12 protein-coding genes and 2 tRNA genes are annotated in these 19,021 nt (G+C 37.7%); 6 read left to right on the top strand and 8 right to left on the bottom strand.

All coding sequences use genetic code 11. The annotated features are described in order from the left end of the window. The first annotated feature begins 50 nt into the window (after positions 1–50). On the top strand, positions 51–743 hold the full coding sequence (locus ES711_RS14135) for a 4'-phosphopantetheinyl transferase family protein (RefSeq protein ID WP_146893956.1): 693 nt from the start codon (positions 51–53) through the stop codon (positions 741–743). Between the two features lie 388 nt (positions 744–1,131). Here the strand turns inward: ES711_RS14135 and ES711_RS14130 are convergent, their stop codons facing one another. The 4 genes from ES711_RS14130 to ES711_RS14115 all read right to left on the bottom strand — a co-directional run bounded on the left by ES711_RS14130 (position 1,132) and on the right by ES711_RS14115 (position 3,756). Beyond that, a complete protein-coding gene (locus tag ES711_RS14130; protein WP_146893955.1) occupies positions 1,132–1,311 on the bottom strand; it encodes a hypothetical protein in 180 nt (59 codons plus the stop codon). Positions 1,312–1,437: 126 nt separating this feature from the next. Next, positions 1,438–1,512 (bottom strand) — tRNA-Pro (locus ES711_RS14125). Positions 1,513–1,532: 20 nt separating this feature from the next. After that, positions 1,533–1,616, bottom strand: a tRNA-Ser gene (locus ES711_RS14120). 94 nt (positions 1,617–1,710) lie between these two features. Continuing rightward, positions 1,711–3,756, bottom strand: a complete 2,046-nt coding sequence (locus tag ES711_RS14115; protein ID WP_146893954.1) for an HD family phosphohydrolase — start codon at positions 3,754–3,756, stop codon at positions 1,711–1,713. A gap of 130 nt (positions 3,757–3,886) precedes the next feature. Between ES711_RS14115 and ES711_RS14110 the strand changes: the two genes are divergently transcribed. Then, a complete protein-coding gene (locus tag ES711_RS14110) occupies positions 3,887–5,065 on the top strand; it encodes an acetyl-CoA C-acyltransferase (RefSeq protein ID WP_146893953.1) in 1,179 nt (392 codons plus the stop codon). Positions 5,066–5,164: 99 nt separating this feature from the next. Then, the gene (locus tag ES711_RS14105) at positions 5,165–5,914 is read left to right on the top strand and encodes a C40 family peptidase (protein ID WP_146893952.1); all 750 of its coding nucleotides are present in this window, start codon (positions 5,165–5,167) and stop codon (positions 5,912–5,914) included. Positions 5,915–5,967: 53 nt separating this feature from the next. Here ES711_RS14105 and ES711_RS14100 read toward each other — a convergent pair whose 3' ends face one another. Beyond that, a complete protein-coding gene (locus ES711_RS14100) occupies positions 5,968–7,239 on the bottom strand; it encodes a tetratricopeptide repeat protein (protein ID WP_146893951.1) in 1,272 nt (423 codons plus the stop codon). A gap of 28 nt (positions 7,240–7,267) precedes the next feature. Continuing rightward, a complete protein-coding gene (gyrA, locus tag ES711_RS14095; protein WP_146893950.1) occupies positions 7,268–9,832 on the bottom strand; it encodes a DNA gyrase subunit A in 2,565 nt (854 codons plus the stop codon). Between the two features lie 257 nt (positions 9,833–10,089). Between gyrA and ES711_RS14090 the strand changes: the two genes are divergently transcribed. Both ES711_RS14090 and ES711_RS14085 read left to right on the top strand, forming a co-directional pair. Continuing rightward, positions 10,090–12,639, top strand: a complete 2,550-nt coding sequence (locus tag ES711_RS14090) for an ATP-dependent Clp protease ATP-binding subunit (RefSeq protein WP_146893949.1) — start codon at positions 10,090–10,092, stop codon at positions 12,637–12,639. Between the two features lie 87 nt (positions 12,640–12,726). Then, positions 12,727–13,095 carry a hypothetical protein gene (locus ES711_RS14085; RefSeq protein WP_146893948.1) on the top strand — a complete coding sequence of 123 codons (369 nt, stop codon included), beginning with the start codon at positions 12,727–12,729 and terminating at the stop codon, positions 13,093–13,095. Positions 13,096–14,484: 1,389 nt separating this feature from the next. Here the strand turns inward: ES711_RS14085 and hutH are convergent. Further along, positions 14,485–15,996 (bottom strand): histidine ammonia-lyase, encoded by a 1,512-nt coding sequence (hutH, locus tag ES711_RS14080; protein ID WP_146893947.1) that lies wholly within the window; start codon positions 15,994–15,996, stop codon positions 14,485–14,487. Positions 15,997–16,120: 124 nt separating this feature from the next. Between hutH and ES711_RS14075 the strand changes: the two genes are divergently transcribed. Beyond that, on the top strand, positions 16,121–17,158 hold the full coding sequence (locus ES711_RS14075; RefSeq protein ID WP_146893946.1) for a TlpA disulfide reductase family protein: 1,038 nt from the start codon (positions 16,121–16,123) through the stop codon (positions 17,156–17,158). Positions 17,159–17,214: 56 nt separating this feature from the next. Here ES711_RS14075 and ES711_RS14070 read toward each other — a convergent pair whose 3' ends face one another. After that, positions 17,215–18,786, bottom strand: coding sequence for an NAD(P)H-hydrate dehydratase (locus ES711_RS14070; protein WP_146893945.1), 1,572 nt, complete (start codon positions 18,784–18,786; stop codon positions 17,215–17,217). Between the last annotated feature and the right edge of the window lie 235 nt (positions 18,787–19,021).

Below are 19,021 nucleotides of genomic sequence, written 5' to 3'. Positions count from 1 at the left end.
ATATTAAGTTAGTGTCAGAATAATAGATAAATGCATCTTAGATAAATTTTATGTACCCTATTAAACCAAATATAATACATACATATTATGTAAATACAGATACCGATAAGAGTTATGCTAACCTCTTATCTCAAGAGGAAACTTTAAAAGCATCTAAATTCAAATTTAAAAAAAATAGAAATCAATTGGTTGTTTCTAGAGGTGCTTTAAGGATTTTATCTGGAAAATATCTCAATAAAGATCCGAAAGAAATTGGTTTTAAATATGGTGAGTTTGGTAAACCAGATTTCGATTTGGAAACGCCATTAAATTTTAATATTTCTCATTCCGGAACGATGGCTATTTTGGCTTTTGTATTGGACCATGCTATCGGCGTTGATATAGAAAAAATAAAACCCGATTTTGACGTGATGGAGATAGCCTCAAATTTCTTTTCAGATCTTGAAATAGAAGCATTGAATAAAATTCCTAAAAACAAACTAACTGAAGCCTTTTATAGATGCTGGACCCGTAAGGAATCTTTTATAAAAGCGAAGGCACAAGGGCTTTCATTTCCGCTTGATTCGTTTTCTGTTTGTATAAATTCAACTATAAAAACAGAGGTATTAGAAACCAAATGGGAAGAAGCAGAAAAAAATAATTGGAGCCTATTTACTTTCTCACCAAATCAAGACTATATTGGTGCCATATCAGTAAAAGGCCAGATTGAATCAGTAGAATATTATGATTTCAAACATTATTAAAAGTACTATGTTTTTTTTTCTAACTATTTCAGTTAATTCTTCCGGTACTGTCGCATCTATTAACAACAAGTATTAAACTTTTATCCAGATAATTTTTTAGAAGCTTTGTTATAAATGGTTTTTAAGTTGAATTATGAATCAAGACTGATTACGTTGATAGAATTAAATATATTAGAATAATTTTATGTCATTGTTGGTGTTTTCCAATAACAATTTTCTCTCATCATGAATTCTCCATAAATTTTCAATTAACAATGATGAAGAAGCATGAATAACCTCGTTTATCCTGAAATTTTAGGTCGTTGCCCATTCTAAAGATTAAAACTGTGAAGAGTGGTTTTCACCGATTTTACTATTTATTTAGTTTTGTTCAACTGTATTGGCAACGCTACAAATTATGCCATTGTAGGTGTTTTCCACCAACAATTTCTCTATAGCCTATTTTCCCATAACTATTTACTTGACAATGATTTGAGAAAGTATGATTAACCTCGTTGATCTTGAATTTTGGGATGATGCTCATTAGAAGCCTAAAACCGCGACCAGCGGTTTTAACGGCTTTTTTCATTTGCCATCTTTTGCTCAACTGCGTTGGCAACGCAGTCAAATGATAAAAGCCTACAAAATCTCTGATTTTGTAGGCTTTTATTGGTCGGGGATGGTCAAGCATTCAGGCGTGACGACCTCCATTATGTCGGGGTGGCAGGATTCGAACCTGCGACCTCCGCGTCCCAAACGCGGCGCGATAACCGGGCTACGCTACACCCCGATGTGGTTATCTGAAAATTGCGGAGAGACAGGGACTCGAACCCTGGCGACAGTTACCCGTCGACAGATTAGCAATCTGCTCCATTACCACTCTGGCACCTCTCCTATTTTGTTAAAGAACATCCTTAAATGCGGATGCAAATGTAGCCCTTCATTCCAAAGAAAACAACTATTTTTAAAAAATTTTATGGGAATTTTTTTATTCTGGATATTCTATCCTGAGATGGAAGATGTTAGCTAATTTATTCTTTAATATTTTCTTGATAGATTCAATCTCCTTAAAGGTAATATTGGCATTTAAAAACTGCCCATCCTCCATTTGTTTATTGATAATATTCTCCACAAAATGGTTAATTTTAGTTGAGGAAGGGTCTTTTAAACTTTTTGATGCGGCCTCCACACTATCACACATCATCAAAATTGCCGTCTCTTTACTAAACGGTTTAGGACCTGAATATCTAAAATCGGCATCATCTGTGGCAATATCAAGTTCTTTTTCTTTCATATAAAAATAATAGACCAAACTGGTGCCATGATGGGTGCGGATAAAATCGATAACCCGATCTGGTAAATTGTTCTTTTTCGCAATTTCGATCCCGTCTAATACATGGGAAAATATGATGGCAGCACTTTCTTGGGCAGACAACTCATCGTGCGGATTTAATCCCGTAGATTGGTTCTCGGTAAAATAAGTGGGATTTTTCATTTTCCCGATATCATGGTATAATGCCCCTACCCTAACTAACATGGCATTCGCACCGATTTCATTAGCGGAAGCTTCTGCTAAATTGGCAACGTTTAAGCTATGATGAAATGTGCCAGGTGCCTTATTAGACAATTCCTTTAAAAGCTTCGCGTTGGTATCTGAAAGTTCCAATAAAGACACATCCGATACCAAACCGAACAGGCGTTCATAAATATAAATGAGCGGTTGTACAAATAATGTCGCCAAGCCACACAATACAAACATTCCGAAAGCTTCAAAATCGAGATCAATAATACTGCCCTCATGAATAACAAAAAAGGCAAAATATGTTACGATATACACTAGGGTTATCTGCCCCACCGAAATAAAGAGATTGGCGCGTTTATACAATTCTGAAACGGTTAGGATAGTCACAATCCCTGCGGTAATCTGTAAAAACATATATTCATAACTATTGGGTACTACAAATCCCAATAAAAGCACGGTAAGCATATGGGCAAACAATCCCAATCTCGCATCAAAAAATGCCTTTAAAACTAATGGCAACACACACAACGGCACCACATACACATACTTGGCATTATATTTTACGATGAGTGTGGTCAACAATACCATCAGTAGAATATTAAAAAATATAAAAGTGACCTTGGTGTTATCTAAAAAAACATCTATACGGTATTTGCGCAAAAATAACAGTAACATCAATAAGGTTAATGCTACCAAAATGGAATAGGAAATAACCACCCAAGTGTAATTATTAGAACTCCAAACCTGCGATTCATATTCAGATTCTAAAGATTTTAAAATATCGTATTTATGACCTTCCACCAATTCACCCTTAGAGATGATCAGCGTTTCCCGTTCAATATTTCCTCGTGTTCTAGAAATTTTATCGAGTTCTTCATTCAAGGCATTTTGGGTCATGGATTTATTGACCTTTAAATTGGGCTCAATCAAATCAAAAAACATCGAGACAAAAACCGCGCTAAAATTAGAATTTCGTTGGTCTTCCAACTGTTTCTCCAAGATTTTTCTAAAGGCATCAATTTTGGCCAGTTCTGAATAGGTAGTGGTTGCGATTTGGTTTTGGCCATCCAATAGGATTACATTCTTATCATTTGGATAGTTGTAATCTTCTTCCAACACTCCATTTTTATAAATATCGTCCAACACCAATTTTCCTACCCTATAGAGCTCAGTTTTTTTTCTTCCCAAAGAGTCGTCAAAGGTACTGTTGAACTTTTTGTTGTAATCTTCGTAAACAAAATCTTTGACCTCTTCTACCAAATCAAAATAAATCGCACTATTTTCAACAATGGCAGATTTTTCTTTTTCTAGCTCCTCTGGAGTTTTTTGTATGGCAAAATCAAATGGTGCGTAGAGATTTTCCGATTGCCAAGGTTTATTTTTGTCAAAATTGTATTTGAATTTACCACTCTTAGGAAAGAGATAAACTATTAAAAAAGTAGTTCCTATAAAAAGGAGGATTTTGTAAATAAGTGCATGATTCTTGTACCACTTACTAATAAGATTTTTCATCAAAGTCGTCTCAATTGTCTTTCAAAAGTAATAAATTATAAAAGGATTTGTAGGTTTAACGTGAGGTTTCATTCATAAATCAATTAAAAAATGTTTAATTTTGCGTGAATCAAATCAAAACCCATAAAAAATGAGTAAAGAAGTCGTCATTGTATCAGCAGCAAGAACTCCAATTGGTAGTTTTTTAGGAGCCCTATCTACAGTTACAGCGCCAAGATTGGGAGCCGTAGCCATTAAAGGGGCATTGGATAAAATTAACCTAAATCCTGATTTGGTACAAGAAGTGATTATGGGTAATGTAGTACAGGCGGGCACTGGACAAGCGCCAGCGCGTCAAGCAGCAATTTATGCTGGAATTCCTGACACTGTACCTTGCACTACAGTAAATAAAGTATGTGCTTCTGGGATGAAAGCGGTAATGCAGGCAGCTCAAGCTATTGCTTTGGGAGATGCTGATATTATCGTAGCCGGTGGGATGGAAAACATGAGTTTAATTCCGCACTATCTTCATGCACGAACAGGAACAAAATTTGGACCTGCCACCTTAATTGATGGCATGCAGAAAGACGGATTGGTAGATGCATATGATGAAAACGCCATGGGTGTTTGCGCTGATGCCTGTGCCGCCGAATATAAATTTAGTAGAGAAGATCAGGATGCTTATGCCGTGCAATCTTACGAGCGCTCTTCAGCTGCTTGGGATGCCGGTAAATTTAACAATGAAGTTGTGCCTGTAGAAGTGCCGCAACGTCGTGGAGATGCTGTTGTAGTGTCAAAAGATGAGGAATATACCAACGTTAAAATGGATAAAATTCCATCATTGAGACCTGCGTTCTCTAAAGATGGAACCGTCACTGCAGCTAACGCTTCCACCATTAATGATGGTGCTGGCGCCGTGATATTGATGAGTAGAGAAAAGGCCGATGAATTGGGTTTTAAAGTGTTAGCTACCATAAGAGGCTATGCTGATGCGGCTCATGAACCAAAATGGTTTACGACGGCACCTGCTAAGGCCCTACCGAAAGCATTGGATAAAGCTGGTATTGCTATTGAAGATGTAGACTTCTTCGAATTTAACGAAGCTTTCGCCGTGGTTGGTTTAGCAAATATGAAACTTCTCGGATTGAATGATAGCAACGTTAACGTAAATGGTGGCGCCGTGTCTTTGGGGCATCCCTTAGGATGTTCAGGAGTGCGTATCATTATAACTTTGATAAATGTATTAGAACAAAATAATGCGAAGATAGGAGCTGCAGCTATATGTAATGGTGGTGGCGGTGCTTCCGCTATTGTTATTGAACGCGCTTAAACGGATTTCATAACCCCTAATTTTGTTTAATCCAGTTATAATTTCAGATTTTTAAGATCCCATAAATCCTAAAAATAGTCCATAGACCTTTTCACCTTTATGTCATACGGAATTGCCAATTTAAGCATCGTCCCTTTAAGAATTGAACCTGCTGATACTACTGAGTTACTTTCTCAAGTTCTCTACGGTGAACTGTTTAAAGTGATTGAACGACGCAAAAAATGGAGCAAAATTCGCTTAACCGATGATAAATTTGAAGGGTGGATTGATAATAACCAATATGTGGCCATTTCAGAAGCAGATTATGACACTTTAAATACTGCTCCAACAAGATTATCTGCTGACTTGCTTGAATTTGTTCAGGACAGCCAAAATCAGTTAATCACCATTCCGTTAGGGTCTTCCTTGGCACCTCTTACTTATCTAAACCACAGCTTTGATGGCCATGCCATTGAAGGACGGCAGTCAAAGTCTAGAATTATAGATACGGCATTTTTATACCGAAATGCGCCGTATTTGTGGGGTGGCAAAACGCCATTCGGTATCGATGCGGCCGGTTTTACGCAAATGGTGTATAAGTTGAATGGCTATCCCCTAGCGCGTACTGTTCAACAACAGGCTAAACAAGGAGAAGCTTTAAGTTTTATCGAAGAAAGTGACATTGGCGATTTAGCGTTTTTTGATAATAACGAAGGCCAAATCATTCATGTAGGCATCATCATGCCGGACAATTATATTATTCACGCCTACGGCAAAGTGCGTATAGACCGACTCGATCATTCAGGGATTTATAATGTAGATACTAAAATGCATACTCATAAGCTCAGGGTGATTAAAAAAATCATATAAAAAAAGGCTATCCATTTCGGATAGCCTTTTTTCATGTATTGAAATGCGGGTACTTATTGACCACTTTCTAAAGCTTCCACTTTAGTTTTCATTACTTTCATTTTCTCAGTTTCGCCTAAAGCACTGTAAATGTTTACCAAAGTTTTAGCAGCTTGCAAATCTGTTGGTCGTAATTTAAGAGTCGTTTCTAAGTAAGGAATCGCTTCTTTATACAATTCAGATCTATTCTCTTTCAATTCATCGTACTTTTTATTGTCCGCCGCTGAACTTCCAAGCGCATTCATTTCTTCAATAAGCTTTTGCTCTTGTCCCAAGATTAACACAGCCATGTTGTTATGAACGTCCGTATAATCAGGTTTGATTTGTAAGGCTTTTTCGTAGTAACCTTTAGCCGACTCAGCATCTCCACCTTCAGCAGAAACGATACCTAAGTTGAATAACAATTCAGGATTGTTAGGATCACTCACCAAAGCTTCTTCAATTAAGCTTTTGAATTCTTCCTTATTGCCCATTTGCAATTGCATGTTAGCTTCAGAAATAATCAAAGATGAATCTTCAGGATTAGCTTTACGCGCTTCTTTCATTGCAGCTACTGCTTTTTCATTATCACCACGGGTCATATAGATTAAGGCGATGTTCTTAACAATCTCAGCTCTTTTAGATTCTGATTGCTTAGTAGCAGGTGTAATATGAGTTCCTGCCTTTACAGAAATGTCCATTAAACTTTTACTTGGGAAAGTTTCTTCTTCTCCCGTTTCTTTATTTACCGCAACGTATTCTGTTTCAATACCAACATAGCCTAAATCCTTAAGTGCTTCGTAATGTTTTAAGGCATTGTCATAATCTTCACCATTTACAGCGGTCGCCGCTGCATAATAAAGATATAACGTGTCTTTAGTAGACATTTTGTAGGCTTTTTCAAAACCTTTAGAAGAAGCAACAAAATTTTTCTTTTCTAAAGCACCATTGGCCTTGGTTAAGAAAGACTCAAGCATTTTTTGTTTGATGTCGTTAACTTCACCCGAATATTTGCTATTACTGCCATCTACTTTTTCTACCATGTTCAAACTTTCTATAGCAGCGTCCATGTCAGCTTCAGAGCCGGCACCGTTAGCGTATAGCGCCTGACCTTTTAAAAAGTAAAAATTAGCTTTCATTTTGTCGTCTGCACTCCCAATTAAAGATTCTGCAGCGTTAATTGCAGATTTAGCTTCTGCGTAATTGTTTTTCTTTATGGCTTTTTCAGCATCTTTTAGCTCACTCTTTTGTGCAAAAGTTAAAGAGCCTACTAAAACTGCGAAAGCGACTGTGACTTGTTTTTTCATTTTTAGTTGTTTAAAAATTAAGGATTAATTATTGATTATCGTCTTCAGTATTATCAAGAGTTGTGCCATTTTCGTTAGTCTCTTGGTTTTCAAGCGCTTCCCCTAGAGCTTCCTCAATTAACGGATCTTCTTCATCTTTCATCACTTTGGCAACCGCAGCAATAGAATCATTTCCTTTTAAGTTGATTAACTTCACACCTTGTGTAGCACGGCCCATTACCCTAAGGTTGGCAACCGCCATCCGAATTGCGATACCTGATTTATTGATAATCATTAAATCACTGTCATCACTCACGGATTTAATAGCGACTAAACTTCCAGTCTTTTCAGTAATAGAAATGGTTTTCACTCCTTTTCCACCTCTGTTGGTAATCCTGTACACTGCTTCCCCATCTTCCGGATCGTCAATATAGGTCCGCTTTCCGTATCCATTTTCAGAAACTACCAATACAGATTCTTCTTGCGGATTTTCAATAGTTACCATTCCTATGACTTCATCTTTGGGATGCGCTAAGGTAATTCCTCTAACTCCGGAAGCATTTCTACCCATAGGGCGTGTTTTAGCTTCTTCAAATCGGATGGCTTTACCAGATTTAAGAGCTAACATCACCTGGCTGTTTCCAGTGGTTAATTTAGCTTCTAGTAAAATATCGTCGTCCTTAATAGTAATGGCATTAATTCCATTTGTTCTCGGGCGAGAATATTGCTCTAAAGAGGTTTTCTTAACTTGACCATTTTTAGTAGCCATAATCACGTAGTGGCTGTTAATGTACTCTTCATTTTTAAGATCTTGTGTACAAATAAAAGCTTTTACCTTATCATCTTGTTCAATATTGATCAAGTTTTGAATGGCTCTACCTTTAGACGTTTTGGAACCTTCTGGAATTTCGTACACACGCATCCAGAAACATTTTCCTTTTTGGGTAAAGAATAACATGTATTGATGGTTTGTACCCACAAATAAATGCTCCAAGAAATCTTCGTTACGGGTGGTAGATGCTTTTTGTCCTACGCCTCCTCTATTTTGAGTTTTATATTCCGTTAAAGATGTCCGCTTAATGTATCCAGCGTGTGAAATGGTAATGACTACTTGCTCATCAGGAATCATGTCCTCAATGCTCAAATCGCCACCTGAATATTCAATTATAGAACGACGCTCATCACCATACTTATCTTTTACAACGGCCAATTCATCTTTAATGATTTGCATACGACGTTCTTTCTTATCAAGAATATCTTTCAAATCTTCGATAGTTTTCATCAACTCTTCGTACTCTGAACGCAGTTTATCTTGTTCCAGACCCGTTAATTGACGCAGACGCATCTCAACAATGGCTTTTGCTTGGAGTTCTGAAAGTTCAAAACGTACAATTAATTTTTCACGAGCTTCATCCGCATTAGAAGACGCACGGATTAAAGCGATCACTTCATCAATATTATCAGAAGCAATAATCAAACCTTCCAAAATATGGGCGCGCTCTTCTGCTTTGCGAAGTTCGTAAGTGGTTCTTCTGACCACAACTTCATGTCTGTGCTCCACAAAGTGAAGAATCATATCCTTTAGGTTCAGTAATTGCGGACGGCCATTGACCAATGCAATATTGTTCACACTAAAAGACGATTGTAAGGCGGTGTATTTGTATAAGGTATTTAAAACGATGTTAGGGATTGCATCGCGTTTCAGCACATAAACAATCCGCATTCCATTTCTGTCTGATTCATCACGAATCATTGAAATGCCATCAATTTTCTTTTCATTAACCAAATCAGCCGTTTTCTTGATCATATCGGCTTTATTCACTTGGTACGGAATTTCAGTCACAACAATGGACTCCTTTCCTTGTACTTCTTCAAAACTTGCTTTTGCGCGCACTACAATTCTGCCGCGGCCAGTTTTAAAAGCTTCAATCACTCCATCATAACCATAGATTGTTCCACCAGTAGGAAAATCGGGAGCTTTAATGTGCGTAATCAGTTCATCAATTTCAATATCATGATTATCAATATAGGCGATGATCCCGTCAACCACTTCCGATAAATTGTGAGGGGGCATATTTGTAGCCATCCCAACTGCAATTCCTGAAGCCCCATTGACTAATAATCCGGGAATTCGTGTGGGTAAAACGGTTGGTTCTTGTAAAGTATCATCAAAATTAAGCTTATGATCTACAGTTTCCTTATCGATATCTGCCAACATGTCTTCTGAAATCTTGCGCATACGTGCTTCTGTATAACGCATTGCTGCAGGACTATCACCATCAACTGAACCAAAATTCCCCTGTCCATCAACTAACATGTACCGTAAACTCCATTCTTGAGCCATACGAACCATCGCATCATAAACGGAGGTATCGCCGTGTGGATGGAACTTACCCAATACCTCACCAACAATTCTAGCTGACTTTTTGTGCGCAGTGTTAGATCTTACACCCAGCTCATGCATGCCAAAAAGTACACGCCTGTGCACAGGTTTTAGTCCATCTCTAACATCCGGTAACGCACGTGACACAATGACCGACATTGAGTAATCAATGTAGGCCGATTTCATTTCATCTTCAATGTTGATAGGAATCAATTTCTCTCCTTCTGCCATATATAATTTAATTAGATTTTTCTAGGTTTTCAAATCGTGCTAAGATAACCATTTCATGAGTTATAACGCCACTTTAATACCGGTTTTTTGGTGTTTTTTATTAACAAATGCGTATCTTTTATATTTGATAAGTATCTCGTTAAATGTTTTGAAATTGTGAAGTTTTTTTTGTCACTTAGCAACTATAAACATTTAAGGAATAGTTTTTGCCCTAATACGGTTGATTTCACTATTTTTAATGCAGAAAGGATTTTACTATGGATGATAATTTTTCCCCAAGAGTTAAGGACGTTATAGCCTACAGCAAAGAAGAAGCTTTAAGGCTTGGCCATGACTTTATTGGAACAGAACATTTAATGCTCGGATTGTTAAGAGATGGCAATGGCAAAGCTATTGATATATTGAGTGCACTTGAAATTGATTTAAACCATTTGCGTCGTAAAGTGGAAATCTTAAGTCCGGCAAATCTTAGCAACACCGCTATTTCAAATGAAAAGAAAAACTTGCACCTCACCAGGCAAGCTGAGCGTGCCCTTAAAACAACCTTTTTAGAAGCAAAGTTATTCCAGAGCACCGCTATTAATACCGCACATTTATTACTGTGCATCTTAAGAAATGAAAATGATCCTACCACAAAACTTTTAAATAAGCTTAAGGTAGATTATGATAACGTAAAAGAACAATTCAAATCTATGATAACTAACAATGATGACTACACAGAGTCCCCTAAGGCTGAGTCGTTTTCTGATGATGATATGAATGAAGATGATGCTACCAAGCAAAATCCGTTCAGTCAATCCACCGCTAAGGGTGCAAAGAAATCAAAAACACCTGTTTTAGATAATTTTGGTCGTGATTTAACAGTTATGGCCGAAGAAGGGAAGCTTGACCCTGTTGTAGGGCGAGAAAAGGAAATACAACGCGTCTCACAAATTTTGAGCCGACGTAAAAAGAATAACCCATTGTTAATTGGCGAACCTGGTGTTGGTAAATCGGCAATTGCAGAAGGGTTAGCGCTTAGAATTATCAAACGTAAAGTGTCCAGAATCCTGTTCAACAAACGGGTGGTTACTTTGGATTTGGCAAGTTTAGTTGCCGGAACCAAGTATAGAGGACAGTTTGAAGAACGCATGAAAGCGGTGATGAACGAGTTGGAAAAGAATGATGATATTATTCTTTTTATTGATGAGATCCATACCATTGTTGGTGCTGGTGGCGCCACGGGAAGTTTGGATGCGTCCAATATGTTTAAACCCGCATTGGCCAGAGGCGAAATTCAATGTATTGGTGCCACCACTTTGGATGAGTACAGACAATATATTGAAAAAGATGGTGCGTTAGAGCGTCGTTTTCAAAAGGTTATTGTTGAGCCTACTACGGTTGAAGAAACGATAGAAATACTTAATAATATTAAGGGTAAGTACGAAGAGCACCATAATGTGCAGTATACACAGGAAGCTATTGAGGCTTGTGTAAAATTGACCAATCGCTATATGACCGAGCGGTTCCTTCCGGACAAAGCTATTGATGCATTAGACGAAGCTGGATCACGCGTGCATATTACCAATATTGACGTGCCTAAAAAGATTTTAGAGCTTGAAAAACAGCTTGAAGACGTTAAGGAAACGAAAAACAGCGTGGTGAAAAAGCAGAAGTATGAAGAAGCTGCCAAATTGCGTGATGATGAAAAACGCATAGAAAAAGAATTGGCGACTGCCCAAGAAAAATGGGAAGAAGAAACCAAGCTTCATAAAGAAATTGTAACTGAAGATAATGTTGCGGACGTCGTTTCTATGATGACTGGCATTCCGGTTAACAGAATTGCACAAACTGAAAGCAACAAATTGGCAAAACTTCCTGAGCTTATCAAAGGCAAAGTAATTGGCCAAGATGAGGCCGTTGCCAAAGTGGTTAAGGCTATTCAGCGTAACCGAGCCGGACTTAAGGATCCTAACAAGCCCATTGGGTCATTTATATTTTTGGGACAAACTGGTGTTGGTAAAACGCAGTTGGCAAAAGTATTGGCGCGACAACTTTTTGATAGCGATGATGCCTTGATCCGTATCGATATGAGTGAGTATATGGAGAAATTTGCCATTTCAAGATTGGTTGGTGCACCTCCTGGATACGTAGGATATGAAGAAGGCGGACAATTAACCGAGAAAATAAGACGCAAACCATATGCCGTGGTCTTATTGGATGAGATTGAAAAAGCACATCCTGATGTCTTTAATATGTTGCTCCAGGTATTGGACGATGGGTATTTGACAGACAGTTTAGGCCGTAAGATCGATTTTAGAAATACAATCATCATTATGACTTCTAACATTGGGGCTCGTAAATTGAAAGATTTCGGACAAGGTGTTGGTTTTGGTACGGCGGCTAAAGCGGCTCAAGCTAGTGACAACTCGAGAAGCATTATTGAAAATGCGCTTAAAAAAGCATTTGCTCCTGAGTTTTTAAACCGTATTGATGACGTCATGGTTTTTAATGCTTTAGAAAAAGAAGATATTGATAAGATTATTGACATTGAGTTGGAGCAATTGATCCTTCGTATTAAAGATTTAGGATACGCGCTTAAATTGACCCCGGCAGCTAAAGATTATATTGCAGAAAAAGGCTTTGACAAACAATACGGGGCACGTCCTTTAAAGCGGGCCATTCAGAAATATGTTGAAGATACCTTGGCAGAAGAGATCATTACTGCTCATATTAATGAAGGTGATACCATCACTATGGATTTGGACGCTACAACAAACGAGCTGGTGATTGCTATAGAAAAACCAGAGAAAGAAACGAAATCTTAATAGATTTTAAATTGGCACTAAAAAGCATCTGTAAGTAATATAGATGCTTTTTTTTTGTTTTAATTTAGTTAATGAGTAACTTTAGGTATGATTGATTTATTAAAATTCGATTTTTGTGACATTGAGATTTATGAAGATTATGTCGTTGTGATGATTAATGAAGGCGTTACGGTGATGCCAAAACACAATACAATCTTGATAAACATTGTAGATACCTATTTCCGTCACAGAGAATTTGTGTATATCACCCATCGCGTCAATTCCTACGCCGTAGACCCCTCCATCTATTTGGAAACTTCAAAAATCAAAAATCTTCGAGTTTTTGTGGTGGTCTCAAAAGATTATAAAGCCAAGGCAAATGCAGAAGTTGAAATGCTGTTTTTTAATAAACCTTTTAAAATCTTTGATGATTTTCAAGATGCTAAGGATTGGGCGGAAGCCTCTATTCATGCTTAAATTTTAAATGAACATTAAACTTTCTATTTTCTCGATCACTATCTCTAACTTTTCGAGTGAATTGCACGATTGAAATGAGTGGAATTTGTATCGAGTTCTCGATACGATTTTTTCGTACCTCAAAAATCATTCGAACTGACAGGGCTTACTGGTTGTCAATTCGAGTGAATTCCACGATTGCAATGAATGGAATTTGTATCGAGAATCTAATGCACTTTTTAAACGGTTCTCGATACGATTTTCTCGTCCCTCAAAAATCACTCGAACTGACAGGGCGAATCCGTTGTCAATTCGAGTGAATTCCACGATTGAAATGAATGGAATTTGTATCGAGAATCTATTCCGCTTTTTAAACGGTTCTCGATACGATTTTCTCGTCCCTCAAAAATCACTCGAACAGACAGTGCGAATCTGTTGTCAATTCGAGTGAATTGCACGATTGAAATGAGTGGAATTTGTATCGAGAATCTATTGCGATTTTTAAACGATTCTCGCTTATCGCAGGGTTCTCGATACGATTTTTTTCATCCCTCAAAAATCACTCGAACAGACAGTGCGAATCCGTTGTCAATTCGAGTGAATTGCACGATTGAAATGAGTGGAATTTGTATCGAGAATCTATTGCGCTTTTTAAACGGTTCTCGATACGATTTTTTCGTCCCTCAAAAATCACTCGGACTGACAGTGCGTGTTGGTTGTCAATTCGAGTGAATTTCACGATTGAAATGAGTGGAATTTGTATCGAGAATCTATGGCGCTTTTTAAACGGTTCTCGATACGATTTTTTCGTCCGTCAAAAATCACTCGAACTGACAGTGCTTAATGGTTGTCAATTCGAGTGAATTGCACGATTGAAATGAGTGGAATTTGTATCGAGAATCTATTGCGATTTTTAAACGATTCTCGCTTATCGAAGGGTTCTCGATACGATTTTTTTCGTCCCTCAAAAATCACTCGAACTGACAGGGCTTATTGGTTGTCAATTCGAGTGAATTGCACGATTGAAATGAGTGGAATTTGTATCGAGAATCTAATGCACTTTTTAAACGGTTCTCGATACGATTTTTTCGTCCCTCAAAAATCACTCGGACTGACAGTGCGTGTTGGTTGTCAATTCGAGTGAATTGCACGATTGAAATGAGTGGAATTTGTATCGAGAATCTATTGCGATTTTTAAACGATTCTCGCTTATCGAAGGGTTCTCGATACGATTTTTTTCGTCCCTCAAAAATCACTCGAACTGACAGGGCTTATTGGTTGTCAATTCGAGTGAATTGCACGATTGAAATGAGTGGAATTTGTATCGAGAATCTATGGCGCTTTTTAAACGGTTCTCGATACGATTTTTTCGTCCCTCAAAAATCACTCGAACTGACAGTGCCAGGCAATTTAATCAAACAACAACTCATTTTCAATCGAAAAATCAGTAATAAATTGCAACGATTTATGCATGAGCTCATGAAATATTAAATCTTGAGTCACAAATTGCACTTCACTTTGATAACTATTTAAAAATGCTTCTATTAATGGTGACGACGTTTTCGGTTGTCTAAAGGTGATGGCCTGTGAAGCATTCAACAATTCGATTGCTAAAATCTTTTCTACATTATATACTAAGGTATACGCCTGAGTTGCAGCATTAGCACCCATACTCACATGGTCTTCCTGCCCGTTGGAGGACACAATAGAATCTACACTAGCAGGCGTTGCCAATTGTTTGTTTGCACTAACAATACTTGCAGCAGTATATTGCGGAATCATAAATCCGGAATTTAAACCAGGATTATCCACTAAGAATGTTGGCAGTCCGCGCAGTCCGGAAATAAGTTGATAGATGCGTCTTTCGGAAATATTACCAAGTTCTGCCATGGCAATCTTTAAGTAATCCAAAGCTAAGGCTAATGGCTGTCCGTGGAAATTACCACCAGAAATAATTTCATTCTCTCCAACAAATACATTTGGATTATCGGTTACCGAATTGATTTCGGTTTTTATGGTTTTATGGATAAACTCTAAAGTATCTTTAGTTGCGCCATGAACCTGTGGAATGCATCTAAACGAATACGGATCTTGAACATGTTGCTTTTGCTGAGATATCAACTGACTGCCCTCCAGAAATTCCCGAACACGTTCTGCCGTTTTCAATTGCCCATTATGAGGACGTACCAAATGTACCAATTCATTAAACGGCTCGATTCTACCATCAAAAGCATCCAAAGAAATACTACCGATTAAATCGGCTAAATAAGAAAGTTTATAAGATTTCAATAATAAATGCACACCATATGCACTCATAAACTGTGTTCCGTTTAAAAGCGCCAAACCTTCTTTAGACAATAATGTTATGGGCTGCCAATTAAATTGTTGCATAATTTCAGATGTTGGCTTCATTTTTCCGTCATGGAAAACTTCCCCCTTCCCTATTAATGGCAAGGCCAAATGAGCCAAAGGTGCAAGATCTCCAGAAGCACCCAAAGAGCCCTGAGTATATATTATTGGCAAAATATCATGATTGTAAAAATCGACCAAGCGCTGTACCGTTCCAAGCTGTACGCCACTATGACCATAACTTAACGACTGAATTTTCAGCAACAACATGAGTTTTACAATGGCATTGGGCACCTGATTTCCCATCCCACAGGCATGAGACATGACCAAGTTTTCTTGTAACTGGGTCAATTTGTCTTTTGAAATCTTTACGTTATATAAAGATCCAAAACCAGTATTGATACCATAGATTGGCTCATCTTGCTCCAACATTTTGTTGTTGAGATAGTCTCTACAAGCATTAATATTGACTATGGATTCCTTTGAAAGTTCAATTTTTTGGTCGTAAAAAAGAATATCGCTGATCGTCGCTAATTCTAATGTTTTGGAGGATATGCTGTGCGTCAAATTCATTATTATCAATTATAGCTTCAAAAATCAACAATACCTTTACATTATCCAACAAATGTTAATAATTAATAAAAGATTCTCTTATGTCTTTTCAATCTCCTACTTTTGGCATCTTAAAAATATAGCAATGAAAAAAATAGTAGTTCTCTTAAGTGCCTTAGCTATTGTGTCCTGTAACGATGCTCCAAAAGACTATGTCACTTTATCAGGAAAAATTTCCAATAAAACCAGCGATTCTATTCTGTTAAGAAACAGAACCATCATGAAAACAATTGTATTGAATTCTGACGGTACATTCTCGGACACCCTTAAAATCGATCAACCAGAAGTTTTCGGTTTTTTTAATGGCGCAAGTGCGTTACCAATCTTTTTGAAAAACGGGTTTGACATCACTGTGAATGCAGATGGTAGTAATTTTGAAGAATCTTTAGAATTCTCAGGATCTGGAGCTGAACACAATACATTTTTAATTGAGCAAATGCGATTAGAAAAAGAATTATTGGACCAAGATAAATTGAGCAGCTTAAGTTCAGAAGGGCTTAAAACAGAAATTGAAAATATAAGAAAGGAGTTACTAACATTTTACGACCATGATAAAAGTGTTGATACTACCGTGACAAACATGGCAAAATCAAACTTGAATCCGATGTTGAACATGTTTCAAAACTATTTTGCAGAAACCATTGCTATTAGAGAACAATTCCCTGTAGGCTCTCCTTCTCCAACATTTGAAAATTATGAGAATTTTAAAGGCGGTACAACCTCGCTCAAGGATTTAGCCGGGAAATATGTATACGTCGATGTTTGGGCAACCTGGTGTGGACCTTGTATTGCTGAAATTCCTTCTTTGAAAAAATTGGAAGCTGATTATGCCGATAAAAATATCGCATTTGTGAGTATTTCTATTGACGATGCCATGCGTAGCGGTGGTGGCGATATGAATGTGGCTAAAAATAAATGGAAAACGATGATTACTGAAGAAAACTTAGGTGGCATTCAATTGTTTTCTGATAAAAATTGGCAATCAGATTTTATTAAGAATTATAACATTAATGGCATTCCGAGATTCATTTTAATCGATCCAAATGGAAATGTAGTAGATGCTAACGCGCCTAGGCCTTCCAGTAAAAAACTTACTGAGTTATTTGATAACTTGAATATCTAATTGACTCGTAAATTCTTAAAAAATAAATGCCGCATTTTTATAAGTGCGGCATTTTTTTATGCTTTTTTTCCTTCGGCATTTCCTTGGCCATTTCCTTGGGCAGGTTCCGGTACTGGTGGTTTTTCGAAGAGATTGAGATAAGCTCGCCCTAAATAATCTATGACATGGCTTGCGGTTAAACTTTGATAGCCATAATCTTCTACTGCAATATCGGCAGATTTCCCATGTAGATATACACCAAAAACAGTAGCAATAAATGGTTCATAGCCCTGACAGATCAGTCCAGTGATAATACCCGTAAGTACATCTCCTGTTCCACCAGTTGCCAATCCAGGATTGCCGGTAGCATTAACATAGAATTTATTGCCAAAAACGGTAATAGTATGTGCGCCTTTAATGACCAAAATGCAGCCGTGTTTTTTAGTAAACGCTTCGGCCTTTTTCAGCTTATCAAAATCATCCGTCCATGTACCAATAAGTCGCTCCAACTCTTTGGGATGAGGCGTTAAAACTGTTTGCGGTGGCAATAATTTGAGGTCTGCTTTATGAGCTGCTAAAATGTTAAGAGCATCGGCATCAATCACCAAAGCAGTTGTATTGTTCTTTAAGAATTCTTTGAGAGCCAAATGCGTCTCCTTATGCGTTCCCATTCCCATGCCTAAGGCTATTGCTGTAGGGGCGATGTCATATGAGATTGCTGTGATTTTCTCGTCGTCAGTATCCGTTATAACCATCGCTTCAGGAAAAGAGGATTGCAAAGGTATATATCCGCATTTTGGAGTGAAAGTAGTGACCAATCCAACTCCTGAAGCCAAGGCTGCGCGTGCGGAAAGCACCACCGCCCCTATCTTGCCATAACTCCCACCAACAACTAAAGCATGACCATAAGTTCCTTTATTCGAGAATTTTTCTCTCGGCTGATAGATGGGAAGCATCTCTAGTTTTCCCATCAATTCCACTTCAGTTTCTGTGGCTTGTAAAAATTCAGGATCAATTCCAATATCCAAAGCTTCCCATTGTACCGTGTATTTGGAGGTTTGAGGCAGAAAAAAGACCAGTTTAGGCGATTGGAAACTTAGGGTATAATCAGCCCATACTACGCCATTTTCATCCTCTGGAACTTGATCTGCATAAAGTCCGGACGGGAGATCAATCGCTAAGGTAAAAGCCTTTGAAGCTCTAAAATGTTGGAATAATCCTTTAATCCAATCATTCGGTGGTCTATTAAGACCGATGCCAAATACGGCATCTACGATAATATCATCAGGACCTATGGGCGGAAAATCCGCTTCACAGTTCAACATGATCGGCCATTTTTTGGTGGTTTGCTTGATGCGATCGTAATTCACCAAAAAATCTTCTGTACGTTTATCGCTGCAGTTCACAACATAGGTATGCACATTATACCCATAAATAGTGAGATGCCTGGCGACCACTAATCCGTCGCCACCATTATTTCCAATGCCACAGAATACATGAATAGGAACTTGAGCCCCCTGCATGCGCTGATGAATCCAATTGAATATTTGCATGCCCGCACGTTCCATTAATTCCGTGGAGCTAATCTTCTGTTTTTTGGCCGTGACTTGATCGCCTTTGTATATTTGTTCTTTTGAGAATATCTTCATTTTAGGGGTGTTATTTTGTGATATATTTAATTATGTGGTATTTACACCCAAAAGTGGATGATAAATTTTTTTATTAGAGTAAAAATAATACTTTTGAAAGGTATAGACCAATATATGGATTGTTTAGATATCATCAAAAACCATTTCTTCTCCTTCATTTCTACTGAAGGTACGACCTCTATTACAGCTATTACCCCTTGGGGTTAATATATACATTCATTTCCGCCGCATTATT

It is taken from the genome of Gelidibacter salicanalis (assembly GCF_007997285.1).
Lineage (GTDB): Bacteria > Bacteroidota > Bacteroidia > Flavobacteriales > Flavobacteriaceae > Gelidibacter > Gelidibacter salicanalis.
The sequence above is the reverse complement of the archived record's forward strand: the minus strand, read 5'-3'. Positions and strand labels throughout refer to the sequence as shown.

Bases quoted from the DNA above. Each gene is read 5' to 3' on its own strand.
- ES711_RS14135 (WP_146893956.1), top strand. From the start codon at position 51: ATGTACCCTATTAAACCAAATATAATACATACATATTATGTAAATACA.
- ES711_RS14130 (WP_146893955.1), bottom strand. From the start codon at position 1,311: ATGAAAAAAGCCGTTAAAACCGCTGGTCGCGGTTTTAGGCTTCTAATG.
- ES711_RS14115 (WP_146893954.1), bottom strand. From the start codon at position 3,756: ATGAAAAATCTTATTAGTAAGTGGTACAAGAATCATGCACTTATTTAC.
- ES711_RS14110 (WP_146893953.1), top strand. From the start codon at position 3,887: ATGAGTAAAGAAGTCGTCATTGTATCAGCAGCAAGAACTCCAATTGGT.
- ES711_RS14105 (WP_146893952.1), top strand. From the start codon at position 5,165: ATGTCATACGGAATTGCCAATTTAAGCATCGTCCCTTTAAGAATTGAA.
- ES711_RS14100 (WP_146893951.1), bottom strand. From the start codon at position 7,239: ATGAAAAAACAAGTCACAGTCGCTTTCGCAGTTTTAGTAGGCTCTTTA.
- gyrA (WP_146893950.1), bottom strand. From the start codon at position 9,832: ATGGCAGAAGGAGAGAAATTGATTCCTATCAACATTGAAGATGAAATG.
- ES711_RS14090 (WP_146893949.1), top strand. From the start codon at position 10,090: ATGGATGATAATTTTTCCCCAAGAGTTAAGGACGTTATAGCCTACAGC.
- ES711_RS14085 (WP_146893948.1), top strand. From the start codon at position 12,727: ATGATTGATTTATTAAAATTCGATTTTTGTGACATTGAGATTTATGAA.
- hutH (WP_146893947.1), bottom strand. From the start codon at position 15,996: ATGAATTTGACGCACAGCATATCCTCCAAAACATTAGAATTAGCGACG.
- ES711_RS14075 (WP_146893946.1), top strand. From the start codon at position 16,121: ATGAAAAAAATAGTAGTTCTCTTAAGTGCCTTAGCTATTGTGTCCTGT.
- ES711_RS14070 (WP_146893945.1), bottom strand. From the start codon at position 18,786: ATGAAGATATTCTCAAAAGAACAAATATACAAAGGCGATCAAGTCACG.